This is a genomic window from Methylobacterium crusticola (assembly GCF_003574465.1).
Taxonomy (GTDB): Bacteria; Pseudomonadota; Alphaproteobacteria; order Rhizobiales; family Beijerinckiaceae; genus Methylobacterium; species Methylobacterium crusticola.
The window spans coordinates 1-20,073 of the sequence record NZ_QOWC01000158.1; the positions used below are offsets into that span (position 1 = coordinate 1).

Sequence of the window (20,073 nt, forward strand, 5' to 3'; positions counted from 1 at the left end):
GCCGGCGTGTCGCCCGGGCTCCCCGGGTAGGCGGCGGCCCCGCCGGGCTGCGTCGGGGCGGCCGCCGGGGCGGCGGAGCCCTGCGCCAGGTGCAGGCGCGCCGCGCCGGCCTGAGCCGGGGCGGCGAGCGCCGCGAGGAGGAGGAGCGCGCGAAGCGTCGGGCGGGTCATCAGATCTCCCGCCGCTGCATCGCGCCCGCGATGTGGTCGGCCTGCCGCAGCGCCAGCGACACGATGGTCAGGGTCGGGTTGCAGGCCGCCCCGCTGGTGAACTGGCTGCCGTCCGACACGAACAGGTTCCTGATGTCGTGGGTCTGGCCGAACTTGTTCACGACCCCGTCCCGCGGGTTCGCGCTCATCCGGTTCGTGCCCATGTTGTGGGTGCTGGGATAGGGCGTGGTCGGGTAGGTGACGGTGGCACCGACCGCCTCGTAGATCGCCGCGCCCTGCCGGTAGGCGTGGTTGCGCATGGCGACGTCGTTGGGGTGGTCGTCGTAGTGGACGCTCGCCACCGGCATCCCGAACTTGTCCTTGGCGACGGGATCGAGGGTGATGCGGTTCGTCTCCTGGGGCATGTCCTCGCCGACGAGCCACATCCCGGCCATGCGCGGGTACTGCTCCATGGCGCTGGTGAAGGAGCGGCCCCAGGCGCCCGGATTGAGGAACGCCGCCAGGAACGGGACCCCGAGGGAGACCGTCTCCATCTCGTAGCCGCCCGCGAAGCCGCGCCGCGGGTCGTGGGCCGCCTCGTCCCGGATGATGCCCGCCATGGTGGTGCCGCGGTACATGTGGACCGAGCGCTCGAACACGCCGTAGACGCTCCCGGTCATGTGCCGCATGTAGTTGCGGCCGACCTGGCCCGACGAGTTGGCGAGCCCGTCGGGGAACTTGGCCGAGGCGCTGTTGAGCAGGAGCCGCGGGCTCTCGAGGGAGTTCCCCGCCACCGCGACGAGGCGGGCCTTCTGGCGCTGGAGCGTGCCGCTCGCGTCGGCGTAGACCACGCCCGTGACCTTGCCGGCGGCGTCGTGCTCGATCCTGAGCACCATGCTGTCGGGCCGCACCTCGAGGTTGCCGGTCTCCTCGCCCCGGGGGATCTCGCTGATCAGCGTCGACCACTTCGCCCCCGACTTGCAGCCCTGGAAGCAGAACCCGATCTGCTGGCAGGCGCCGCGGTCGTGGCGCTCCTCGCTGTTGATCGCCATCCGGCCGGTATGCACCTCCTTGTAGCCGAGCCGGCGGGCGCCCGCCTCCATCACCTTGAAGTTGTTGTTGCCCGGCAGGCCCGGAATGGCGTTGGTGCGGGTCACCCCCATCCGGTCCTCGGCCTTGGCGTACCACGGGTCGAGCTCCGCCCGGGTGATCGGCCAGTCGAGGAGGTTGGCGCCCGGCATCGCCCCGTAATGGTCGCGGATGCGGAACTCGTGCTCCTCGAAGCGCAGCGAGGCTCCGGCCCAGTGCACGGTCGAGCCTCCCACCGCCTTGACGATCCAGGCCGGCAGGTTGGGGAAGTCCCGCGCCACCCGCCACGAGCCCGAGGTGGTGCGCATGTCGGTCCAGGCGAGCTGGGCGAAGCTCGCCCACTCGTCGTTGACGAAGTCCTCCATGTTGTGGCGGGCGCCCGCCTCCAGGATCACCACCTTGATCCCCTTCTGCGCCAGCTCGCTGCCGAGGGTGCCGCCGCCGGCGCCCGAGCCCACGATGACGACGAGGCCGTCGTCGTTCAGGTCGAATTTGGCCATCGTTTCCTCCGGTCGCGCCGCCGGCCTCTGCCCCGGGGATCGGGCGGGCCTCGCCGTGCGCGGTGTCGTTCGTTGCGTCGCGCTCTCCTCCGCCGCGCCCCCGGCCGCGCGGCGCTCCCTCAGACTTTCGGCAGCCAGTCGATGTCGTTGAAGCCGCGGTTGATGTAGCCGCCCTTGTCGGCCGAGGAGCCCTCGTAGCCGAACTTCGGCCAGAGCTCGGGCTGGTTGTAGAGCGACACCACCAGGTCCGACCGGATCTTCTTGAAGAAGTCGGTGCGGGCGATGCCCTCGAGCAGGACCACGCGGTCGGCCTCCCAGGCGACCTGGACGTAGGGCAGCCCGTGGCAGCCGTGGGCGTCCTCGTCGAGGCGGCGCACGCCCTGGGTCAGCAGCGCCCGCACGGCCGGGTCGGCCGCGGCCTTGGCGTCCCACGGCCTGATCGCCGTGATGTAGTAGACGTCGCCCAGGAAGTCGTGCGGGTAGATGTCCCGCGCCATCTTCACCAGGGTCTTCAGCTCGGCGGGCGCGAGGGCGGCGCCGCCCTCGGCCCAGGCCTCCCCGACCGGGAGGCCGGCGCCGCTCGCGAGGGCGGCGGCCGGGGCCGCGACGGCGGCGCTGCGCAGGAAGCCGCGGCGGCTCACCCGCGGGCGCGGATCGACTTCTCTCATGGGACGTCTCCTCTGGCGTGTGTCCGGGCGTGGCGTCGGTCGGGTCAGCCGAAGCGGCCGCCCTTCTGGATCACCTCGATCCGGTAGCCGTCCGGATCGGTGGCGAAGAAGAAGCGGGCGAGCGTCCGGCCCTGGTGCTGGAAGTCCCGGAGGGGCGTCGCCGGCAGCCCCTCGCGGGTGAAGCGCGCGTGCTCGGCATCGACGTCGTCGACCACCACCGCGAGGTGCCCGTAGCCGTCGCCGAGGTCGTAGGGCTGGCTGCGGCCGGCATTGACCGTCAGCTCGAGCTCGAACGGCGAGGACGGGTGGCGCAGGTAGATCAGCGCGAAGTCGTCGAAGCCGACGCGCTCGGCGAGCTCCAGGCCGAAGGCGCGGGCGTAGTAGGTCCGGGAGCGCTCCTCGTCGAGGACGCGGATCATCGAGTGGACGGGTCTGGCCATCGTCGGCGTGAGCCTTTCCGGTCGCGCCCGGCGGGGTGCGGCCGGGACGTTCGACTTAGAGTACCTCCAGTTTGCGGGGCGAGGTGGTAGCGGGCTGTGGCGGCGCGGCTTCGCGGCGCCGGCGCCACGCCGCCGGCGATTCGGCGGCGCCGGCGGCGATTCGAACGCGGCGCTTGCAGAACACTTGTCGAACGCTTACCATGTTCGCGATTTGTTTCACGAGGCGCGGCAGCGCGATTGACGAGAGTGGCACATGCTCACGCGTAAGCAGTTGGACCTGCTCCGCTTCATTCAGCAGAGGATGCGCGAGTCCGGCGTCCCGCCATCCTTCGACGAGATGAAGGACGCCCTCGACCTCAAGTCGAAGTCCGGCATCCACCGCCTCATCACGGCCCTGGAGGAGCGCGGCTTCCTGCGCCGCCTGCCGAACCGGGCCCGGGCGATCGAGGTGATCCGCCTGCCCGACCCGGTGGCCGGCCCCACCGCCGAGGTGGTGCGCTTCAACCCGAGCGTCGTCGAGGGCGGGCGGTCGCGGGAGCCGAAGCCGGCCGCGATCCCCTCCGTGATGGCGGCCCACGACGAGTCCGGCCGCTCGGTGAGCGTCCCGGTGATGGGACGGATCGCCGCGGGCACGCCCATCGCGGCGATCCAGAACCAGAGCCGCTCGGTGGCGATGTCGCCGGACTTCCTCGCCAGCGGCGAGCACTACGCCCTCGAGGTGCGCGGCGACTCGATGATCGAGGCCGGCATCCTCGACGGCGACCTCGTGGTGATCCGCCGCCAGGAGACCGCCAACACCGGCGACATCGTGGTGGCGCTCATCGACGACGAGGAGGCGACGCTCAAGCGCCTGCGCCGCCGCGGCTCCTCCATCGCCCTCGAGGCCGCGAACCCGGCCTACGAGACCCGCGTGCTCGGTCCCGACCGGGTGCGCATCCAGGGCCGCCTCGTGAGCCTGGTGCGGAAGTACTGAGGCGCCGGGCCGGTCCGGCGCGGGATCGTCACGGCTCGAGCTCCGTCTCGTCCGGCTCCGGCTGGGGGGGCGGCGGCGTCCGGGTCGGGGCGCGCGGCCGCCAGGGCAGGCCCTCGCCGGGGCGCCGTGCGGTGTCGACGGCGAGCCCGGCCGGCGTGACGCGCAGGGTCGTGGCGCCGTGGGCGGCCAGGAAGGCCCGGTCGATGACGAGCCCGGCGCCGCAGCCCGGCGGGGCCTGGGTCCGGGCGATCACCACGCTGGCGCGGGCGCAGTCTTCTGCAAAGGCCCGCTTGTCCCTGACGAGGGCGACGCGCAGGTCCCCGGGGCCGGCCGCCACGCAGCCGAGGCGGTCGCAGGCCGCGCCCCGGCTCAGGGAGGGGTCGTCGCGGGAGCGCCCGTCCCCGTCCGCCTTGAGCCATTGCTCCAGCACGAAGGCCGGCGGGCGCCCCAGCACTGTCAGGCGCCCGTCCGCGCCCCGCACCGCCGCTCCCCCGCCCTCGCGGTCGACGTAGACGTCGCGCCGCTGCGGGCTCGCCGCCAGGACGAGGCCCAGGGCGGCCGGGGCGAGGCCGAGCCAGCGCAGGCCGGAGGCCGGCAGCGCCAGGAGGAGCAGCGCCGCCGCCATCAGGGCGAGCGCCCCCGGGCCGAACGCCGGCACCACCAGGGTGGCGTGGTCGAAGCCCTGGATCCAGCCCGCGATGTCGAGCATGCCCCGCACGGCGAGGCCCATCGCCCACCAGACCGGCCGGTCGAGGGCGAACGGGTAGGCCAGGATGCCGAGCACGGCCGCCGGCATCACCACGACCGAGACCAGGGGCAGGGTGAGGGCGTTGCCGACGAGCCCGAAGGGCTGGACGGTCTGGAAGTGGTAGGTCGCGAACGGGGCCGTCGCGACCTGCGCCACCAGCGTGGTGGCGAGCGTGCCCGCGACCGTCGCGAGCCCCCAGGCCAGCGCCCGGGCGAGGGGGCCGGCATCCTCCGGCCGCCAGATCCGCCCGTCGACCAGGCGGGCGCAGGCGACGAGGCCCGCCACCGCCCCGAACGACATCTGGAAGCTCGGGCCGAGGAGGCCTTCCGGCTCGCGCGCGAGCGCCAGCAGGGCCGCGAGCGCGAGGTTGCGCAGGCTCAGGGCCGGGCGGTCGACCAGGATGGCGCCGAGCATCACCAGCGTCATCACGAGGGAGCGCTCGGCCGCGAGGTCCCAGCCCGAGAAGACGCAGTAGGCGGTGACGCCCGCCATGGCGAGCCCGGCCGCGATCTTCTTGATCGGCCAGGCGAGGGCCGGGCCCGGCGCGAGGGCGAGGAGCGCGCGGGCGAGCCAGAAGACCACGCCGGCCGCCAGCACCATGTGGAGCCCCGAGATCGAGACCACGTGGTAGATGCCGGCGGCCCGCAGCACCTCGCTGGTGCCGGGATCGATCAGGCCGCGCTTGCCCGTGACCAGGGCCGCCGCGACGGCGCCGGCCTGGCCGCCGTTCGCGTCGGTGATGCGCCGGGTGAGCGCGTTGCGGGCGTCGTCGATGGCGGCGGCGAGGCGCAGGGCGGCGGGCGCCGGCTCGGGCGCGGGCAGGACCGCGACGGCGCCGAGGAGGGAGCCCACGGCGCCGATGCCGCGGAAGTAGGCGTCGCGGGCGAAGTCGTAGCCGCCGGGCCGGGCCGGCTCCGGCGGCGGCAGCAGGCGCGCCTTGGCCTCGATGTAGTCCCCGGGGCGCAGGGCCTGCGCCCGCCGGTAGGAGACCCGCACCCGCGCGGGGCGCTCTCCCGGGGCGAGGTCGCCGAAGCGCCGGACCCGCACCACGAGCCGCGCCCCCTCCTCGCGCTCCTCCAGCGCCTCCACGAAGCCGGAGAGCGGCGCGATGGTGGTGCGGGCGAGCACCGGGGCGGCGACGCCCGCGACCCGGAGGGCCGCCGCGCCGAAGCCCAGGAACAGGGCCGCGAGCCCGAGCATGACCGGCAGGCCGACCGGCCGCGCCCTCAGGGCGACGGCGGCGCCGGCGCAGGCCGCCCCCGCCCCGAAGGGCGCCGCGAGGAGGGGCGGCCCGTCCGCGAGGGTGAAGAACAGGAGGACGCCCGCCCCGAAGGCCACGGCGAGCCACGGGAACAGCCGGCGCTGCGCCGCCTCCTCGGACAGGCCGGCGGCGATCCAGGCCCCCGCCCGCGGCAGCGTCGCGCCCGACCACGGCAGCACCGCGCCGGGCGCGAGGCGCAGCCCGCCGGGATGCGCCCCGGCGCCCGCCACCGTCCTGCCCGCCCGAGGCTCCGCCGCCATGCTGCACGATCCGGGCGCGTCCGCCCTGCGCGAAACCGCCGCTCCCCGCGTGTGTCCGTGAACACCGGCCCGCCGACACGGTTTCTTAACGGCTGGTCCACCGCATGGTACAGGACGGCGCGCCGGTGGGTCGACTCGAAGACCGACCCCGCGTCGAGATCCCGGCCGCGCTCGATTCCTCGCTCTCACCCGGTCCGTGTCATCGATGTCCTCCGTCGTCACCCGCTTTGCCCCGTCGCCCACGGGCTTCCTCCACATCGGCGGTGGCCGCACGGCGCTGTTCAACTGGCTCTACGCCCGCACGACGGGCGGCCGGATGCTCCTGCGCATCGAGGACACCGACCGCGAGCGCTCGACGCGCGGAGCCATCGACGCGATCCTGGACGGCCTCGCCTGGCTCGGGCTCGATTGGGACGGGGACGTGATCTACCAGTTCGCCCGCGCCGCGCGGCACCGCGAGGTGGCCGAGGGGCTGCTCGCCGCCGGCCGGGCCTACCACTGCTACGCCAGCCCGGAGGAGTTGGCCGAGATGCGCGAGAGCGCGCGCCGCGAGGGCCGGCCGGTGCGCTACGACGGCCGCTGGCGCGACCGCGACGCCGCGCAGGCGCCCCCGGGCGTCAGGCCGGTGATCCGCCTGCGCGCGCCGACCGCGGGCGAGACCGTGGTCGACGACGCGGTGCAGGGCCGGGTCGTGTGGCAGAACAAGGACCTCGACGACCTCGTGCTGCTGCGCTCGGACGGCACGCCGACCTACATGCTGGCCGTGGTGGTGGACGACCACGACATGGGCGTCACGCACGTCATCCGGGGCGACGACCACCTCACCAACGCGGCGCGGCAGACCCAGATCTACGGCGCGCTCGGCTGGGCGGTGCCGAGCATGTCCCACATCCCGCTGATCCACGGGCCCGACGGGGCCAAGCTCTCGAAGCGCCACGGCGCCCTCGGGGTCGACGCCTACCGCGACCTCGGCTACCTGCCGAGCGCCCTGCGCAACTACCTTGTGCGCCTCGGCTGGAGCCACGGCGACCAGGAGATCTTCTCCACCGAGGAGATGATCCGGTCCTTCGACCTCGCCCAGGTCGGCCGCTCGCCCGCCCGGTTCGACTTCGCCAAGCTCGAGAACCTCAACGGGCACTACATCCGCACGACGCCGGACCCGGCGCTGGTCGACGCCATCGAGGCCATGCTGCCGGCGCAAGGCTCCCGCTGGGGCCTGAGCGCGCCGCTCGATCCCGCGCTGCGGCAGAAGTTGCTGGCGGCGATGCCGGGGCTCAAGGAGCGCGCCAAGACCCTGGTCGAGCTCGTCGAGAGCGCCTACTATCTCTACGCCCCGCGCCCCCTCGCCCTGGACGAGCGCGCGGCCGGCCTCCTCGGCAACGGCGGCCGCGAGCGGCTCGCCGGCGTGATCCCGCACCTCGAGGCCCTGCCCGACTGGAGCGCGGCCACCACCGAGGGGGCGGTGCGCCTCTTCGCCGAGGGCGCCAGCGTCAAGCTCGGGCAGGTAGCCCAGCCGCTCCGGGCGGCCCTCACCGGGCGCTCCACCTCGCCGGGCCTGTTCGACGTGATGGCGGTGCTGGGGCGCGACGAGAGCCTCGGGCGCCTGCGCGACCAGGCGAGCGCGGCCTGATTCCTGCTTCGCCCTGCGGGCCCGGAGGGCAGGCGGGCCCGGAGGGCGGGCGCGGCTTGTTCGGGGGGCGGCCGGGCCCGGTCCGGCGGCCCGGCGCCACGCTCCGGGAGCGCGCCGCCCGAATCCCCGGCCGGGTCGGGGCGGCCGGCGCACGTATGAACAGAGCGTGAATTTTGTAACCCGGTCCCTGCGGTCCAGTTGAAGCGGGTGCGTCGATCCGCTAACCCGGTCGGCGAGTGAGCACCCGCAGCAAAATTGCCGCCGCCGGCGCCCCGGGCCGGTCGGCTCAAGGCACCTCGACGCTCATTCCCGTTGATGAAAGGGTCCAAAACCCCATGAGCTTTCCCACCAGCACCCTCACGGTGAACGGCCGCCAGATCGAACTGCCCATCAAGGAGGGCACCATCGGTCCGAGCGTGGTCGACATCGGCAAGCTCTACGCGCAGACCGGGATGTTCACCTACGATCCCGGCTTCACCTCGACGGCCGCCTGCGAATCCAAGATCACCTACATCGACGGTGACGAGGGCGTGCTGCTCTACCGCGGCTACCCGATCGAGCAGCTCGCCGAGCACGGCGACTTTCTGGAGACCTGCTACCTGCTGCTGTACGGCGAGCTGCCGACCCCGGCCCAGAAGGCCGACTTCGACTACCGCGTCACGCGCCACACCATGGTGCATGACCAGATGCAGCGCTTCTTCCAGGGCTTCCGCCGCGACGCCCACCCGATGGCCGTCATGGTGGCCTCCGTCGGCGCCCTCTCGGCCTTCTACCACGACTCGACCGACATCACGGACGAGAAGCAGCGCATGATCGCCTCCATGCGCATGATCGCCAAGATGCCGACGCTGGCCGCCATGGCCTACAAGTACACGATCGGCCAGCCGTTCATCTACCCGAAGAACGACCTCGACTACACCTCGAACTTCCTGCGGATGTGCTTCGCGGTGCCGTGCGAGGAGTACCAGGCCAACCCGGTGCTGTCGCGGGCGCTCGACCGGATCTTCATCCTGCACGCCGACCACGAGCAGAACGCCTCGACCTCGACGGTGCGCCTGGCCGGCTCCTCGGGCGCGAACCCGTTCGCCTGCATCGCCGCCGGCATCGCCTGCCTGTGGGGGCCCGCCCACGGCGGCGCCAACGAGGCGGCCCTGAAGATGCTGGAGGAGATCGGCAAGCCCGAGCGCGTCGGCGAGTACGTCGCCAAGGCCAAGGACAAGAACGATCCGTTCCGGCTGATGGGCTTCGGCCACCGGGTCTACAAGAACTACGACCCGCGCGCCCGCATCATGGCCAAGACCACCCACGAAGTCCTGAACGAGCTCGGCATCAAGGACGACCCGCTCCTCGACGTCGCCATGGAGCTGGAGCAGATCGCCCTCAAGGACGAGTACTTCATCGAGAAGAAGCTCTACCCGAACATCGACTTCTACTCGGGCATCACCCTGAAGGCGATGGGCTTCCCGACCTCGATGTTCACGGTGCTGTTCGCGCTCGCCCGCACGGTGGGCTGGATCGGCCAGTGGGCCGAGATGATCGAGGACCCCTCGCAGAAGATCGGCCGGCCGCGCCAGCTCTACGTCGGGCCCTCGAAGCGCGAGTACGTCTCGATCGCCCAGCGCGGGTGAGGGACGGGGCCCCGGGCGGCCCGGGGCGCGCGCCGCCCGGGAGGGTCGTCTCAGGCGGCCGCGGGGCGGCTTGCCGCCGCCAGCACGATCCGGGCGGCGCTGCGGCTCGGGTCGTCGCCGTCGGGCAGGCGCATCGCGGTGTCGAGGCGGGTGAGCGCCTGGTCCTGGGCCGTCCGGGCCGGGCCGTCCGCCAGGAGCGGGCCGAGGGCCCGCGCCAAGCGCTCGGGCGTGCACTCCGCCTGGATCAGCTCCGGGATGGCGTTCTCGCCCAGGATCAGGTTCGGCAGGACGATCGTCGGCACCTGGATCAGGCGGCGCACGATCAGCTCCTCGATCTTCGGCACCCGGTAGGCCACCACCATCGGCACGCCCGCGAGGGCGAGCTCCAGCGTGACGGTGCCGGAGGCCGCGAGGGCGGCCCGGGCCCGACGGAAGGTCGCGTGCTTCTCCGCCTCGCCCTCGACGAGGCGCGGGCGCACCGCCCAGGCCGAGGCCAGGTCGGCGACGAGGGCGCGGTGCCGGGCCACCGCCGGAACCTCCGCCGTGAAGGCCGCGCCCTGGGCCCGCAGCAGCCCGAGGGCCGCCCCGAAGACCGGCATCAGGCGCTCGATCTCGGTGCGGCGCGAGCCCGGCAGCACCGCCAGCACGGGCAGGGACGCCGCCCGCCGGGCCGCGTCCGCCGGGTCCGGCCGCAGCTCGGCCAGCCGCTCGATCAGCGGGTGGCCGACATAGGTGCAGGCGGGCCCGCCAAGGCGCCGGTGGGCGTCGGGCTCGAAGGGCAGCAGCGCCAGGACGTGGTCGATGTAGGAGCGCATGGTCCGGGCCCGCCACGGCCTCCAGGCCCAGACGCTCGGGCTGACGTAGTCGATCACCGCGAGGCCGGGCAGGCGCTTGCGCACCCGGCTCGCCACCGCGTGGGTGAAGCCCGGGCTGTCGATGATCACCAGGATGTCGGGCCGCGCCGCCACGCAGGCCCGCACGGTCTGGCGGATGCGGCGCATCAGCAGCGGCAGGCGCGCCGCCACCGCGAGGTAGCCGATCACCGCCACGTCCTCGAGGGGGAACAGCGAGGGCACGCCCTCCGCCGCCATCGCGTCGCCGCCGACGCCCTCGAGCGCCAGGGGGCCGGGGGCGAGGCTGCGCAGGGCGCGGATCAGCTTCGCGCCGAGCTGGTCGCCCGATTCTTCCCCGGCCACGAGCCAGATCTTCGTCGGCGCAGTGGGGGCGGCGCTCATCGGGGGATCTCCAGGCCGAGCAGGAAGAGGCCGAGGCGGTCGGCGAGCGCCGCCGTCTCGGGCCGGTCGAGCACTAGGGTCGCGCCGGCCTCGACCGCGAGGCCGGCGCAGCCCGCGGCGGCGGCGCGCCGCACGGTGCGCGGGCCGATGGCCGGGAGGTCGACCCTGAGGTCCTGCCCCGCCTTCGCGAGCTTGACGAGGACGAGGCCGGCGGGCGGGCGGCCGAGGCCGAGGGGGCGGCGCGCGATCGCGCGGGCCCGGGCGAGCATGCGGTCGGTGCCCTCCGGGCCCTCGACCGCCAGGACGCGCCGGCTCCCGACCACGGCGGCCTGGCCGACGTCGTGGGGCGAGAGGCTGGCGAGGAGCGCCCGGCCGGTCGCGACCGAGACCCGCGCCGCCTCGTCCGGCGCGTGGCGGCCGAAGAGGCCCGGCGGGGCCATCAGGCCCGGCGCGAGGTCGTGCACGCCGAGCACCGTGAGGCCGTGCTCCTCGAGCAGGGCGAGGACGCCGCGCAGCAGGCGGTCGTCGCCGCCGGAGGCGAGGGCCCGCAGGGCCTCGCGGTTGCGGAAGGCCGCCAGCGTGTTGAGGAGCGCCGCCGGGCTCGGCCGCGCCACCGCGCCCGCCAGGGTCACGCCGGCCGGCGCCCAGCCCTCGAGCCGCGCGAGCGCGCCCTGCACGTCGAGGAGGTCGACGGTGGCGTCGGCCCGGCGCCGGGTGGCCGGGTCGGCGAAGCCGCGCAGGGCCAGGATGCGGCAGGGCCGGCCCGCCCGCTCGAGGGCGGCCGCGACGAGGAGCGGCAGGCGCCCGGCGCCGGCCACGATCGCCACCGCGCCCGCGGGCGCGGGGACCGGGGCGGCCGCCATCAGGCGGGGCCCGGCGCCTCGCGGGGGGTGCAGACGGAGCGCTTGCCGCCCTCGCGGATGAAGGCGAGGATCTCCTGCACGATCGCGTGCCGGTCGAACTCCTCCGCCACGTCCTCGACGCGCTCCATCAGCGTGCCCTCCTGCGCGAAGAGCAGGCGGTAGGCCCGGCGCAGGGCGTGGATGTCCTCGCGCGAGAAGGCGCGCCGCTGCAGCCCGATGATGTTGAGCCCCGACAGGTAGGCGCGGTTGCCGAGCGCCATGCCGTACGGGATGAGGTCGTTCTCGAGCCCCGAGAGCCCGCCCACGAAGGCGTGCGCGCCGATGCGGGCGAACTGGATCACCGCGGCGCCCCCGCCCAGGATGGCGTAGTCGCCGACGGTGCAGTGGCCCGCCAGCATGACGTTGTTCGAGAACACGACGTGGTCGCCGACGCGGCAATCGTGGCCGACATGGCTGTTGGCCAGGAACGCGCAGCCGTCGCCCACGACCGTCTCCAGGCCGCCGCCGGCGGTGCCCGGGTTCATGGTCACGCCCTCGCGGATCTGGCAATCGGCGCCGACCGTCAGGGTCGAGGGCTCGCCGCGGTACTTCAGGTCCTGCGGCGGGTGGCCGATCGACGCGAACGGGTAGATGCGCGTGCGGGCCCCGATGGTGGTGCGGCCCGCCACCGCGACCTGGCCGAGGAGGTGCACGCCCTCCCCGAGGGTGACCTCGGGACCGACGTGGCAGAACGGCCCGACCGCGACGCCGGCGCCCAGCACCGCGCCGTCCTCGACCACGGCGCTCGGATGGATGCGGGGCGCGGGCAGGTCCCGCTGCGTCGGCTCCCCGCTCATTCGGTCACCAGCATCGCGCCGATCTCCGCCTCGGCCACCAGGGTGCCGTTCACCTTGGCCTCGCCGCGGAACCACCACATGAAGCGCCGGTTGCTGATCTTGCGCATGTGGTACTCGACGACGTCGCCCGGCAGCACGGGCTTGCGGAACTTCGCCTTGTCGATGGTCATGAAGAAGACCTTGCTGGGCTTGGCGTCGCCCTGAAGCTTGTGGGCGCAGCAGATCGCGCCGGCGGTCTGGGCCATGCCCTCGATCAAGAGCACGCCCGGGAACACCGGTGCGCTCGGGAAGTGCCCGGAGAAGTGCGGCTCGTTGATCGTGACGTTCTTGATGCCGATGCAACTCTCGTCGCGGTCGATGGCGATGATTCTGTCCACCATCAGGAACGGGTAGCGATGGGGCAGGAGCTCCATCACCCGCATGATGTCGGCCGCGCCCAACTCGGCAGGCATCTCGGTCATCGCGTCAGGCTCCGTTGGCGGCCGCGCGGGACACGGCCAGTCGGTCATCGTGCAAGGGTGCGCCATCTTCGGCGAGAGGTGGGGCGATGCAACGACTTTGAGGCGGCAGAACGGCGGTTGCCGGCCCGGCGGCCGCGGCCCCGCCCTCGACAACCGCCGGCCGGGGCGCGGGCCCCCGTCAGGCCTCGTCCGCGTCGCGCCCGCGCGCCGCCAGGTTCTTCAGCGTCGTCATCTCCCGGAACCACTCGCGCACGGGCTTGGCCGGCGTCCCGCCCCAGCGCGCCCCGGGCGGCACGTCCTTGTTGATGTTGCTCGATCCCGCGACCTGGGCGCCCGCGCCGATGCGCAGGTGACCGACGACGCCGACCTGGCCGCCCAGGACCACGTAATCCTCGAGCGTGGTCGAGCCCGAGATGCCGACCTGGGCCACGATCACGCAGTGGCGCCCGATGACGACGTTGTGGGCGATCTGCACCTGGTTGTCGATCTTGGTGCCCTCGCCCACCACCGTGTCGCGGCTGGCGCCGCGGTCGATCGTGGTGTTGGCGCCGACCTCGACGTCGTCCTGGATGATGACCCGGCCGACCTGCGGCACCTTGAGGTGGCCGCCCGGGCCCATGGCGAAGCCGAAGCCGTCCTGGCCGATGCGGGCGCCGCCGTGGACGATGACCCGGTTGCCGACGAGGGCGTGGAGCAGCGAGGCCCCGGGCCCGATGGCGCAGCTCCGCCCGATCCGCACGCCGGGCCCGATCACGCAGCCCGCCGCCAGCACGGTGTCGGCGCCGACCTCCGCGCCCGGGCCGACGACGACGCCGGGATCGACCACGACGCCGGGCTCGAGGCGGGCGGACGGGTGCACGAAGGAGCCCGGGGAGACGCCGGTGGCGCCGAACAGCGAGGCCGGCCGCGCCGCGCTCGGGAAGAGCCGGGCCAGGACCTGCGCGAAGGCCCGGTAGGGCTGGGGCGTCACCAGCGCCACGGTCCCGGGCGGCACCCGCGGGGCGAAGCGGGACGACACCAGGCAGGCGCGGGCGCGGGTCCGGGTCAGGGACTCGGCGTAGCGGGCGTTGTCCATGTAGGCGAGGTCGCCGGGCCCGGCGCTCTCCAGCGGGGCGGCGCCGTCGATGGCGGCCTCGCCGTCGACGTCCGGCGCCAGCGCCGCGCCGGCGAGGCGCGCGATCTCGCTCAGGCGGACGGCGCCCGCGAGGGGAAAGAAGACCGGTTCGGACATGCCTCACAACCCGCGGGGGCCCCGGCGGGCCGTTGGCTCGGCCCGCCCCATCCGGCAGCGGACGGGCGCCCGGACTAGCCGACCGCCGGGCGGGGGACAAACGAAAACACCCGGCCGGAACGAAAAGAGCCGGCCGCACCGGGGTGCAGCCGGCTCCGGGGCCGGGGGCCGGGCGCCGCGGGGCGCCCGCCGGATCCCGTCAGAAGCGCGACCCGCCCGAGAAGCGGAACGCCTGCGTCTGGTCCTTGCCGACCCGGCCGAAGCCGGTGTTGATGCCCTCGTCCTTGCTCAGCGCGTAGGCGTAGTCGAAGCGGATCGGGCCGAGCGGCGAGTTCCACAGGATCGAGGCGCCGACGGACGAGCGCAGGGTGGCCTTGTCGCGGACGTTCACGCACTCGGGCTCGACGCCGATCGTGTAGGCGTTGAAGTTGCAGCCCGTGGCGCTGAAGCCGTTGATGAAGCCGTCGCCGTTCACGTCGAAGGCGCGCTTGCCCTTGTAGCCGAACAGCGTGCCGGCGTCGGCGAAGACGGCGCCCTTGAGGCCGAGGTCGCGGGGCAGGCCCCAGATCGGGAACTGCACCTCGACCGAGGCGCCCACGTAGGTGGTGCCGCCGAGGGCGTTCGAGCGGGCGTCGCCCGAGCCGACGTCGCGCGGGCCGATGCCGTTCGGCGCGAAGCCGCGGACGAGCGACGGGCCGAGGAAGAACTGGTCGGTGACCCGGAGCGTGCTGCTGTCGGTCGGCAGGACGTGGCCGCCCTGGAGCTTCACGAACCCGACGACGTCCTCCCAGAGCTCCTTGTAGTAGCGCGCCTCGCCGGTGACCCGGAAGAACTTCGAGTCGCCGCCGATGCCGGCGAATTCCGGCTTGAGCTCGCCGTAGAAGCCGTTGCGCGGCAATTGCAGGTTGTCGAGGGTCGAGTACGCGAGGGTGACGCCGGCGAGCGACGTCAGGGTCGAGCCGACCGCCTCCTTGAGGGCGATCGAGGCCTCGCCGTCGAGGGCGCAGTTCGGGTAGATCGGGAGCCCGGCCGCGTTCGTGGCCGTGTAGCCCGGCAGCGGGATCGAGCAGTCGTTGTAGGGCCGCTTGAGGGTGTTCGGGACCTTCAGGTCGGTGTTGTAGATCGAGTAGCGCAGGGTGACGCCGAACTCCTCGGTGATCGGCAGGCCGAGGCGGAGCTGGCCGCCGACCACGTCGGTCACGTAGCGCGAGTAGCGGGTCTGGTCGCTGTACTTGTTGAAGACGTCGAAGCCGGCGGCCAGGCGGTAGCCCAGGAAGTACGGCTCGGTGAACGAGAAGTCGATGCCGCGGGTGTACTGGCCGGCGGTGCCGGCGACGCGGACGTACTGGCCGCGGCCGAGGAAGTTCGACTCGGAGACCGAGACCTCGCCGATGATCCCGTCCGCCGTCGAGTAGCCGCCGGCGACCGAGAACGAGCCCGTGGGCTGATCCTCGACGTCGATGTTCACGACCACCCGGTCGGGGGAGGAGCCGGGCTCGTTGGAGAACCGCACCTTCTTGAAGAAGCCGAGGCCGTTGAGGCGCCGCTCGGCACGGTCGATGAGCACGCGGTTGTAGGCATCGCCCTCGGTGATGTCGAGCTCGCGCCGCACGACGTAGTCGCGGGTGCGGGTGTTGCCCCGCACGTTGATGCGCTCGATGTAGACCTTCGGGCCGTCCTCGACGATGTAGCCGAGGGCCACGGTGCCGGTGGCGCGGTCGCGCTCGCCGGTGGGGCGGACCTGCGCGAAGGGGTAGCCGCGGCGCGCCACCTCGGTGGTCACGCCCGTCAGGGTCTTCTCGACGTCCTCGGCGTTGTAGACGTCGCCGACCCCGGTGCGCAGCTCGCCCCGCAGCGTGGTGCCGTCGACGCCGCCGAGGCGGGAATCCACCGCCACGGCGCCGACCCGGTACTGCTGGCCCTCCTCGACCGTGATGGTGATGACCCAGCCGCCCGCGGCCTCGTCGAAGCGCGCGTCGGCCGAGGCGACCCGGAAATCGGCGTAGCCGTTCTTCAGGTAGTAGCGGCGGATCAGGTCGAGGTCGTTGGCGAGCCGGTCGGGATCGTAGACGTCGGAGGTCTTGATGAAGCTGAGGAGGTTCATCTCCGACAGCGTCATGAGGTCCTTGAGCCGGCCCTCCGAGTAGACCTGGTTGCCGACGAAGCGGATCTCCTTGACGCCGGTCTTGTCGCCCTCGTCGACGGTGTAGACCACGTCGACGCGGCCGTTCGGCAGGTCGACGGTCCGGACCGTGACCTTGGCCAGGCCGCGGCCGGCGCGGCGGTAGACCTCGCGGATGCGCTCGAGGTCGGCGTTGATGAGGGCCTGGCTGAAGGGGCCGCGGGACTTCGCCTCGACGATGCCCTCGAGCGTGCCCTTCTCGACCTTCTTGTTGCCCTCGAAGACGACGCGGTTGATCGTGCTGTTCTCGCGCACCGAGACGATGATGCGGCCGCCGCTGTGCGACACGCGCACGTCGGTGAACATGCCGCTGGCGATCAGGTTGCGCCGGCCCTCCTCGGGCGACACGCCGGTCACGTAGGACCGCACCATATCGGCGTCGACGCGGCTGTTACCCTGGACGACCACCTGCTGCGCCTGGGCAGCGCCGCTCGCGATCGCCATGGCGGCCATGACAATGGCGCCTTTCGCCAACGCAAGTCGGCGCTTTCCCGTCATCGACATCATCAAATGGCCCGTCTCTTTTTATCGGTACGGGTTCGCACCCGTAGGTCATCGCCCTCGTTCGAGGTGCGACGATCCCCTGGTCCCAGCCCCGCTTCTATCGGGATTCCCTGGCGAAGCAAACGCCAGGGCCCCAGCGGATCGGGATTTTGCCCAGACGTGGCCTTCCTGTCACGGGCTGCGGCCGAGCTTTCGCGCCGCGTGGTGAGCGGGCGCTGAAGCGCCCCCGTCGGCGACAGGCCCGGAATGGGACGAATTTTACGAAAATTGCCCGGACTTCGCGGGCCCGGGCGCCCGGGCGCCCGGCGCCGCCGGGCCCGGGCCTCAGGTGCCGCGGGCGAACGAGGCGCCGAGGTGGAGGATGTCGTTCCAGGTCGCGAACAGCATCAGCATCAGCACCAGCGCGAGGCCGATGCGGAAGCCGATCTCCTGGGCCCGCTCGCTCAGGGGCCGGCCGCGCACCACCTCGACGGCGTAGAACAGGAGGTGGCCGCCATCGAGGAGCGGCACCGGGAAGAGGTTGATGAGGCCGATCGAGACCGACAGCACGGCGATCAGCCCGACCAGGGCGCCGAGGCCGCCGACCTTGGCAGCCTGGCCCGACACCCGGGCGATGCCCATCGGCCCCGAGAGCTGGTCGGGCGATTCCCGCCCGGTCACGAGCTTGCCGACGTAGTCGAAGGTGCGCTCGACGACGTAGTAGGTCTCCGAGACGCCGATCTTCAGGGAGTCGCCGAGCCCGTAGCGCACGAGCTTCGCGTCGGCGGCGTCGCGCGGGCCCTGGATGCCGAGCCGGCCCATGCGCTGCACGCCGAACGGCGTCTTCTCCTCGATGCGGTCGGGCACCGCGTCGAGGGCGGTCGGCACGCCGCCGCGGTCGACCATGAAGGCGAGGTGGTCGCCGGCGCTGCCCGACACGGCGCGCTGCATCTCGGCGAAGTTCCGCACCGGCGCGCCGTTGATCGACAGCACCACGTCGCCGGCCTGGAAGCCGGCGCGCTCGGCCGCGCTGCCGGCCTGCACCGAGGAGACCCGCGGCGCCACCTCGTAGCGGCCCGCCACGTAGATCACGCCCGCGAACACCACGATGGCGAGCAGGAAGTTCGCGACCGGGCCGGCCGCCACGATGGCGATGCGCTTCCAGACGCTCTTGCCGTGGAAGCTCACCGCGCGCTCGGCCGGGTCCATCCGGGCGATGGCGTCGGGGTCGGGCACGCTGGCGCCGTTCACGTCGCCCACGAACTTGACGTAGCCGCCGAGCGGGATCGCCGAGAGCTTCCAGCGCGTGCCGTGGCGGTCGTTGAAGCCGACGAGCTCGGGGCCGAAGCCGATCGAGAAGCTCGTCACCCCGACGCCGCACCAGCGCCCGACCAGGAAGTGGCCGAGCTCGTGGATGAACACCACGACGGTCAGCACGAACAGGAAGGCGACGGCCGAGGTGAGGAAGCCCGTCGTCGCCCCGCCCACGGCGTTGAGGATGTCCATCGTCAGTCCTCCGGCGCAGCGCGCCGGCTCCTCTCGCCCGGTCCGGTCCCTGTCCGGGCGCCCGTCATACAGCGTCGGACCGCGCTCGAACAGGCCGCAGCGGCCCGGGGCGTCCGGGGGCCGCGCCCGCGGCCGGACCGGCCCGCCCCCGGCGCGCTCACCCGGCCCGGGCCGCGAGCCCGTCGGTGCTCCAGCGGCGCACCTGCGCGTCGATCGCCAGGGCCTCCTCGACGTCGGCGGGCGCGGCGGGACAGCGCGCCGCGAAGGCCTCGCAGGCGTCCTCGACCAGGGCGGCGATGTCGTAGAAGCCGATCCGCCCGGCGATGTAGGCCGCGACCGCGATCTCGTTGGCGGCGTTCATCACCGTCGGCTGCGCCCCGCCGGCGGCGAGGGCCGCCCGGGCGATGCGCAGGCAGGGGAAGCGCGCCTCGTCCGGGCGCTCGAAGGTGAGGCTGCCGGTGGCGGCGAGGTCGAGGGGGCGGCCGCGGGCGATGCCGAGCCGCGCGCCGAGGCCGAGGCAGTGGGCGATCGGCACCCGCATGTCCGGCAGGTAGAGGCCGGCCGTCACCGCCCCGTCCCGCCAGGTGACGAGTGCGTGGACGATGGACTGCGGGTGCACCACGCAGTCGAGGCGCCCGGCCTCGACGGCGAAGAGGTGGTGCGCCTCGATCAGCTCCAGGCCCTTGTTCATCAGGGTGGCCGAGTCGATGTTGATCTTCATCCCCATCGACCAGGTCGGGTGGGCGGCGGCCTCCCGGGCGCTCGCCGCCGCGATCGCCTCGCGGGTCGCGGTCCGGAAGGGACCGCCCGAGGCCGTGATGGTCATCCGGGTGACGTCGTCGATCCGGCCCTCGCCGATCGCCTGGGCGAGCGCGTTGTGCTCGGAATCCATCGGCAGGATCCGGGCGCCGAACCTCCGCGCGTCGCGCATGAAGGCGTCGCCGGCGCAGACGAGGCTCTCCTTGTTGGCGAGCGCCACGGTCCGCCCCAGGCGGATCGCCGCGCTCGTCGGCGCGAGCCCGGCCGCCCCGCTCACCGCCGCCACCACGAGGTCGGCGTCCCGGGTCGCGGCCTCGATCACCGCCGAGGGACCGGCGCCGCAGGGGATGCCGGAGCCGGCGAGGGCGTCCCGCAGGGCCGGCCCGCCCTCCGGGTCGGCGAGCGCCGCGAACCCGGCGCCGAGCTCGCGCGCCACGCGGGCGAGGGCCGCGGCGTCGCGCCCCCCCGCGACGGCGCCGACCCGGAAGCGGTCCCGGTGCTGGTCGAGCAGGTCGGCGGTGGAGCGCCCGATCGAGCCGGTCGCCCCCAGGACGGAGACGGTGAGGGTCAAGGGAGGTGTCCTCGCGGGTGGGGGCGCGCCGCGCCCGTCAGGTCAGGGAGCGTCCGATCAGGAGGGCGCCGGCCAGGGCCGCGACGGCGAGGAAGCCGTCGAGGCGGTCCATCACGCCGCCGTGGCCCGGGATCAGGCGCCCCGAATCCTTGGCCCCGTAGGCGCGCTTGAGCGCCGACTCGGCGAGGTCGCCGCCCTGGCTCAGCACCGAGCCGAGGGCCGAGAGGGCGAGCGCGGGGGCGAGGGGGAGCGCCTCGGTGGCGCCGAGGTGCCGGGCCCCGGCCGCGACGGCCCCGCCGAGGAGCGTCGCGGCGGCGAGCCCGCCGCAGAAGCCCGACCAGGTCTTCTTCGGGCTCACCGCGGGCCACAGCTTGGGGCCGCCGAGGGCCCGGCCCGTGAAGTAGGCCGCGACGTCGGTGGTCCAGACCACCCCGAACAGCCACAGGGGCCCGGCGATGCCGATGCGGGGGTCGTCGCGCAGCAGCACCGGCACCAGCGCCACGACGGCGCCGCAGGCGAGGCTCGCGGGCGCCCAGATCCGGCCGGCGGCCGGCCGGGCGAGGAGCGCCAGCACCGCGAGCCCGGCGGCCGCGAGCCCCA

Annotated in this window: 16 protein-coding genes; 3 read left to right on the forward strand and 13 right to left on the reverse strand. The window is 73.6% G+C overall.

Annotation, left to right across the window (positions count from 1 at the left end; all coding sequences use genetic code 11):
• Positions 1–169: 169 nt before the first annotated feature.
• From DT057_RS27470 to DT057_RS27480, 3 genes are all read right to left on the reverse strand, one after another.
• Positions 170–1,738 carry a GMC family oxidoreductase gene (locus tag DT057_RS27470; protein WP_128565273.1) on the reverse strand — a complete coding sequence of 523 codons (1,569 nt, stop codon included), beginning with the start codon at positions 1,736–1,738 and terminating at the stop codon, positions 170–172.
• A 119-nt stretch (positions 1,739–1,857) separates the two neighbouring features.
• Complete coding sequence (locus DT057_RS27475) at positions 1,858–2,406, reverse strand: gluconate 2-dehydrogenase subunit 3 family protein (protein ID WP_128565274.1); 549 nt, start codon at positions 2,404–2,406, stop codon at positions 1,858–1,860.
• A gap of 44 nt (positions 2,407–2,450) precedes the next feature.
• Positions 2,451–2,846, reverse strand: a complete 396-nt coding sequence (locus tag DT057_RS27480; protein WP_128565275.1) for a VOC family protein — start codon at positions 2,844–2,846, stop codon at positions 2,451–2,453.
• 253 nt (positions 2,847–3,099) lie between these two features.
• On the opposite strand from DT057_RS27480, the gene lexA reads away from it, so the two are divergent.
• A complete protein-coding gene (lexA, locus tag DT057_RS27485) occupies positions 3,100–3,819 on the forward strand; it encodes a transcriptional repressor LexA (protein ID WP_128565276.1) in 720 nt (239 codons plus the stop codon).
• A 28-nt stretch (positions 3,820–3,847) separates the two neighbouring features.
• Here lexA and DT057_RS27490 read toward each other — a convergent pair whose 3' ends face one another.
• Positions 3,848–6,088, reverse strand: a complete 2,241-nt coding sequence (locus DT057_RS27490; RefSeq protein WP_128565277.1) for a ComEC/Rec2 family competence protein — start codon at positions 6,086–6,088, stop codon at positions 3,848–3,850.
• 205 nt (positions 6,089–6,293) lie between these two features.
• On the opposite strand from DT057_RS27490, the gene gltX reads away from it, so the two are divergent.
• Positions 6,294–7,718: a glutamate--tRNA ligase gene (gltX, locus tag DT057_RS27495; protein ID WP_128565278.1), complete on the forward strand. Its 1,425-nt coding sequence runs from the start codon at positions 6,294–6,296 to the stop codon at positions 7,716–7,718.
• A 335-nt stretch (positions 7,719–8,053) separates the two neighbouring features.
• The gene (gene gltA, locus DT057_RS27500) at positions 8,054–9,346 is read left to right on the forward strand and encodes a citrate synthase (protein WP_128565279.1); all 1,293 of its coding nucleotides are present in this window, start codon (positions 8,054–8,056) and stop codon (positions 9,344–9,346) included.
• 50 nt (positions 9,347–9,396) lie between these two features.
• On the opposite strand, the gene lpxB is transcribed toward gltA, so the two are convergent.
• The 9 genes from lpxB to DT057_RS27545 all read right to left on the reverse strand — a co-directional run.
• Positions 9,397–10,581: a lipid-A-disaccharide synthase gene (gene lpxB, locus DT057_RS27505; protein ID WP_128565280.1), complete on the reverse strand. Its 1,185-nt coding sequence runs from the start codon at positions 10,579–10,581 to the stop codon at positions 9,397–9,399.
• Positions 10,578–11,444 carry an LpxI family protein gene (locus tag DT057_RS27510; RefSeq protein WP_128565281.1) on the reverse strand — a complete coding sequence of 289 codons (867 nt, stop codon included), beginning with the start codon at positions 11,442–11,444 and terminating at the stop codon, positions 10,578–10,580. The genes lpxB and DT057_RS27510 overlap by 4 nt, the downstream gene beginning before the upstream one ends.
• Positions 11,444–12,253, reverse strand: a complete 810-nt coding sequence (lpxA, locus tag DT057_RS27515) for an acyl-ACP--UDP-N-acetylglucosamine O-acyltransferase (protein ID WP_203236391.1) — start codon at positions 12,251–12,253, stop codon at positions 11,444–11,446. The genes DT057_RS27510 and lpxA overlap by 1 nt, the downstream gene beginning before the upstream one ends.
• 23 nt (positions 12,254–12,276) lie before the next feature.
• Positions 12,277–12,732, reverse strand: coding sequence for a 3-hydroxyacyl-ACP dehydratase FabZ (gene fabZ / locus DT057_RS27520; RefSeq protein WP_407068121.1), 456 nt, complete (start codon positions 12,730–12,732; stop codon positions 12,277–12,279).
• Positions 12,733–12,919: 187 nt separating this feature from the next.
• The gene (lpxD, locus tag DT057_RS27525) at positions 12,920–13,972 is read right to left on the reverse strand and encodes a UDP-3-O-(3-hydroxymyristoyl)glucosamine N-acyltransferase (RefSeq protein ID WP_128565284.1); all 1,053 of its coding nucleotides are present in this window, start codon (positions 13,970–13,972) and stop codon (positions 12,920–12,922) included.
• Positions 13,973–14,171: 199 nt separating this feature from the next.
• Complete coding sequence (bamA, locus tag DT057_RS27530; RefSeq protein WP_128565285.1) at positions 14,172–16,661, reverse strand: outer membrane protein assembly factor BamA; 2,490 nt, start codon at positions 16,659–16,661, stop codon at positions 14,172–14,174.
• A 321-nt stretch (positions 16,662–16,982) separates the two neighbouring features.
• Positions 16,983–18,143, reverse strand: coding sequence for an RIP metalloprotease RseP (gene rseP, locus DT057_RS27535; protein ID WP_128565286.1), 1,161 nt, complete (start codon positions 18,141–18,143; stop codon positions 16,983–16,985).
• Between the two features lie 157 nt (positions 18,144–18,300).
• Positions 18,301–19,473, reverse strand: coding sequence for a 1-deoxy-D-xylulose-5-phosphate reductoisomerase (gene dxr, locus DT057_RS27540; protein ID WP_128565287.1), 1,173 nt, complete (start codon positions 19,471–19,473; stop codon positions 18,301–18,303).
• A 37-nt stretch (positions 19,474–19,510) separates the two neighbouring features.
• Positions 19,511–20,073: phosphatidate cytidylyltransferase (locus DT057_RS27545; protein WP_162501525.1), on the reverse strand; the 563-nt coding region annotated here is incomplete at its 5' end.

Excerpts from the sequence above, each read along its gene's own strand:
- DT057_RS27470 (WP_128565273.1), bottom strand. The coding sequence starts at position 1,738 with ATGGCCAAATTCGACCTGAACGACGACGGCCTCGTCGTCATCGTGGGC.
- DT057_RS27475 (WP_128565274.1), bottom strand. The coding sequence starts at position 2,406 with ATGAGAGAAGTCGATCCGCGCCCGCGGGTGAGCCGCCGCGGCTTCCTG.
- DT057_RS27480 (WP_128565275.1), bottom strand. The coding sequence starts at position 2,846 with ATGGCCAGACCCGTCCACTCGATGATCCGCGTCCTCGACGAGGAGCGC.
- lexA (WP_128565276.1), top strand. The coding sequence starts at position 3,100 with ATGCTCACGCGTAAGCAGTTGGACCTGCTCCGCTTCATTCAGCAGAGG.
- DT057_RS27490 (WP_128565277.1), bottom strand. The coding sequence starts at position 6,088 with ATGGCGGCGGAGCCTCGGGCGGGCAGGACGGTGGCGGGCGCCGGGGCG.
- gltX (WP_128565278.1), top strand. The coding sequence starts at position 6,294 with ATGTCCTCCGTCGTCACCCGCTTTGCCCCGTCGCCCACGGGCTTCCTC.
- gltA (WP_128565279.1), top strand. The coding sequence starts at position 8,054 with ATGAGCTTTCCCACCAGCACCCTCACGGTGAACGGCCGCCAGATCGAA.
- lpxB (WP_128565280.1), bottom strand. The coding sequence starts at position 10,581 with ATGAGCGCCGCCCCCACTGCGCCGACGAAGATCTGGCTCGTGGCCGGG.
- DT057_RS27510 (WP_128565281.1), bottom strand. The coding sequence starts at position 11,444 with ATGGCGGCCGCCCCGGTCCCCGCGCCCGCGGGCGCGGTGGCGATCGTG.
- fabZ (WP_407068121.1), bottom strand. The coding sequence starts at position 12,732 with ATGCCTGCCGAGTTGGGCGCGGCCGACATCATGCGGGTGATGGAGCTC.
- lpxD (WP_128565284.1), bottom strand. The coding sequence starts at position 13,972 with ATGTCCGAACCGGTCTTCTTTCCCCTCGCGGGCGCCGTCCGCCTGAGC.
- bamA (WP_128565285.1), bottom strand. The coding sequence starts at position 16,661 with ATGATGTCGATGACGGGAAAGCGCCGACTTGCGTTGGCGAAAGGCGCC.
- rseP (WP_128565286.1), bottom strand. The coding sequence starts at position 18,143 with ATGGACATCCTCAACGCCGTGGGCGGGGCGACGACGGGCTTCCTCACC.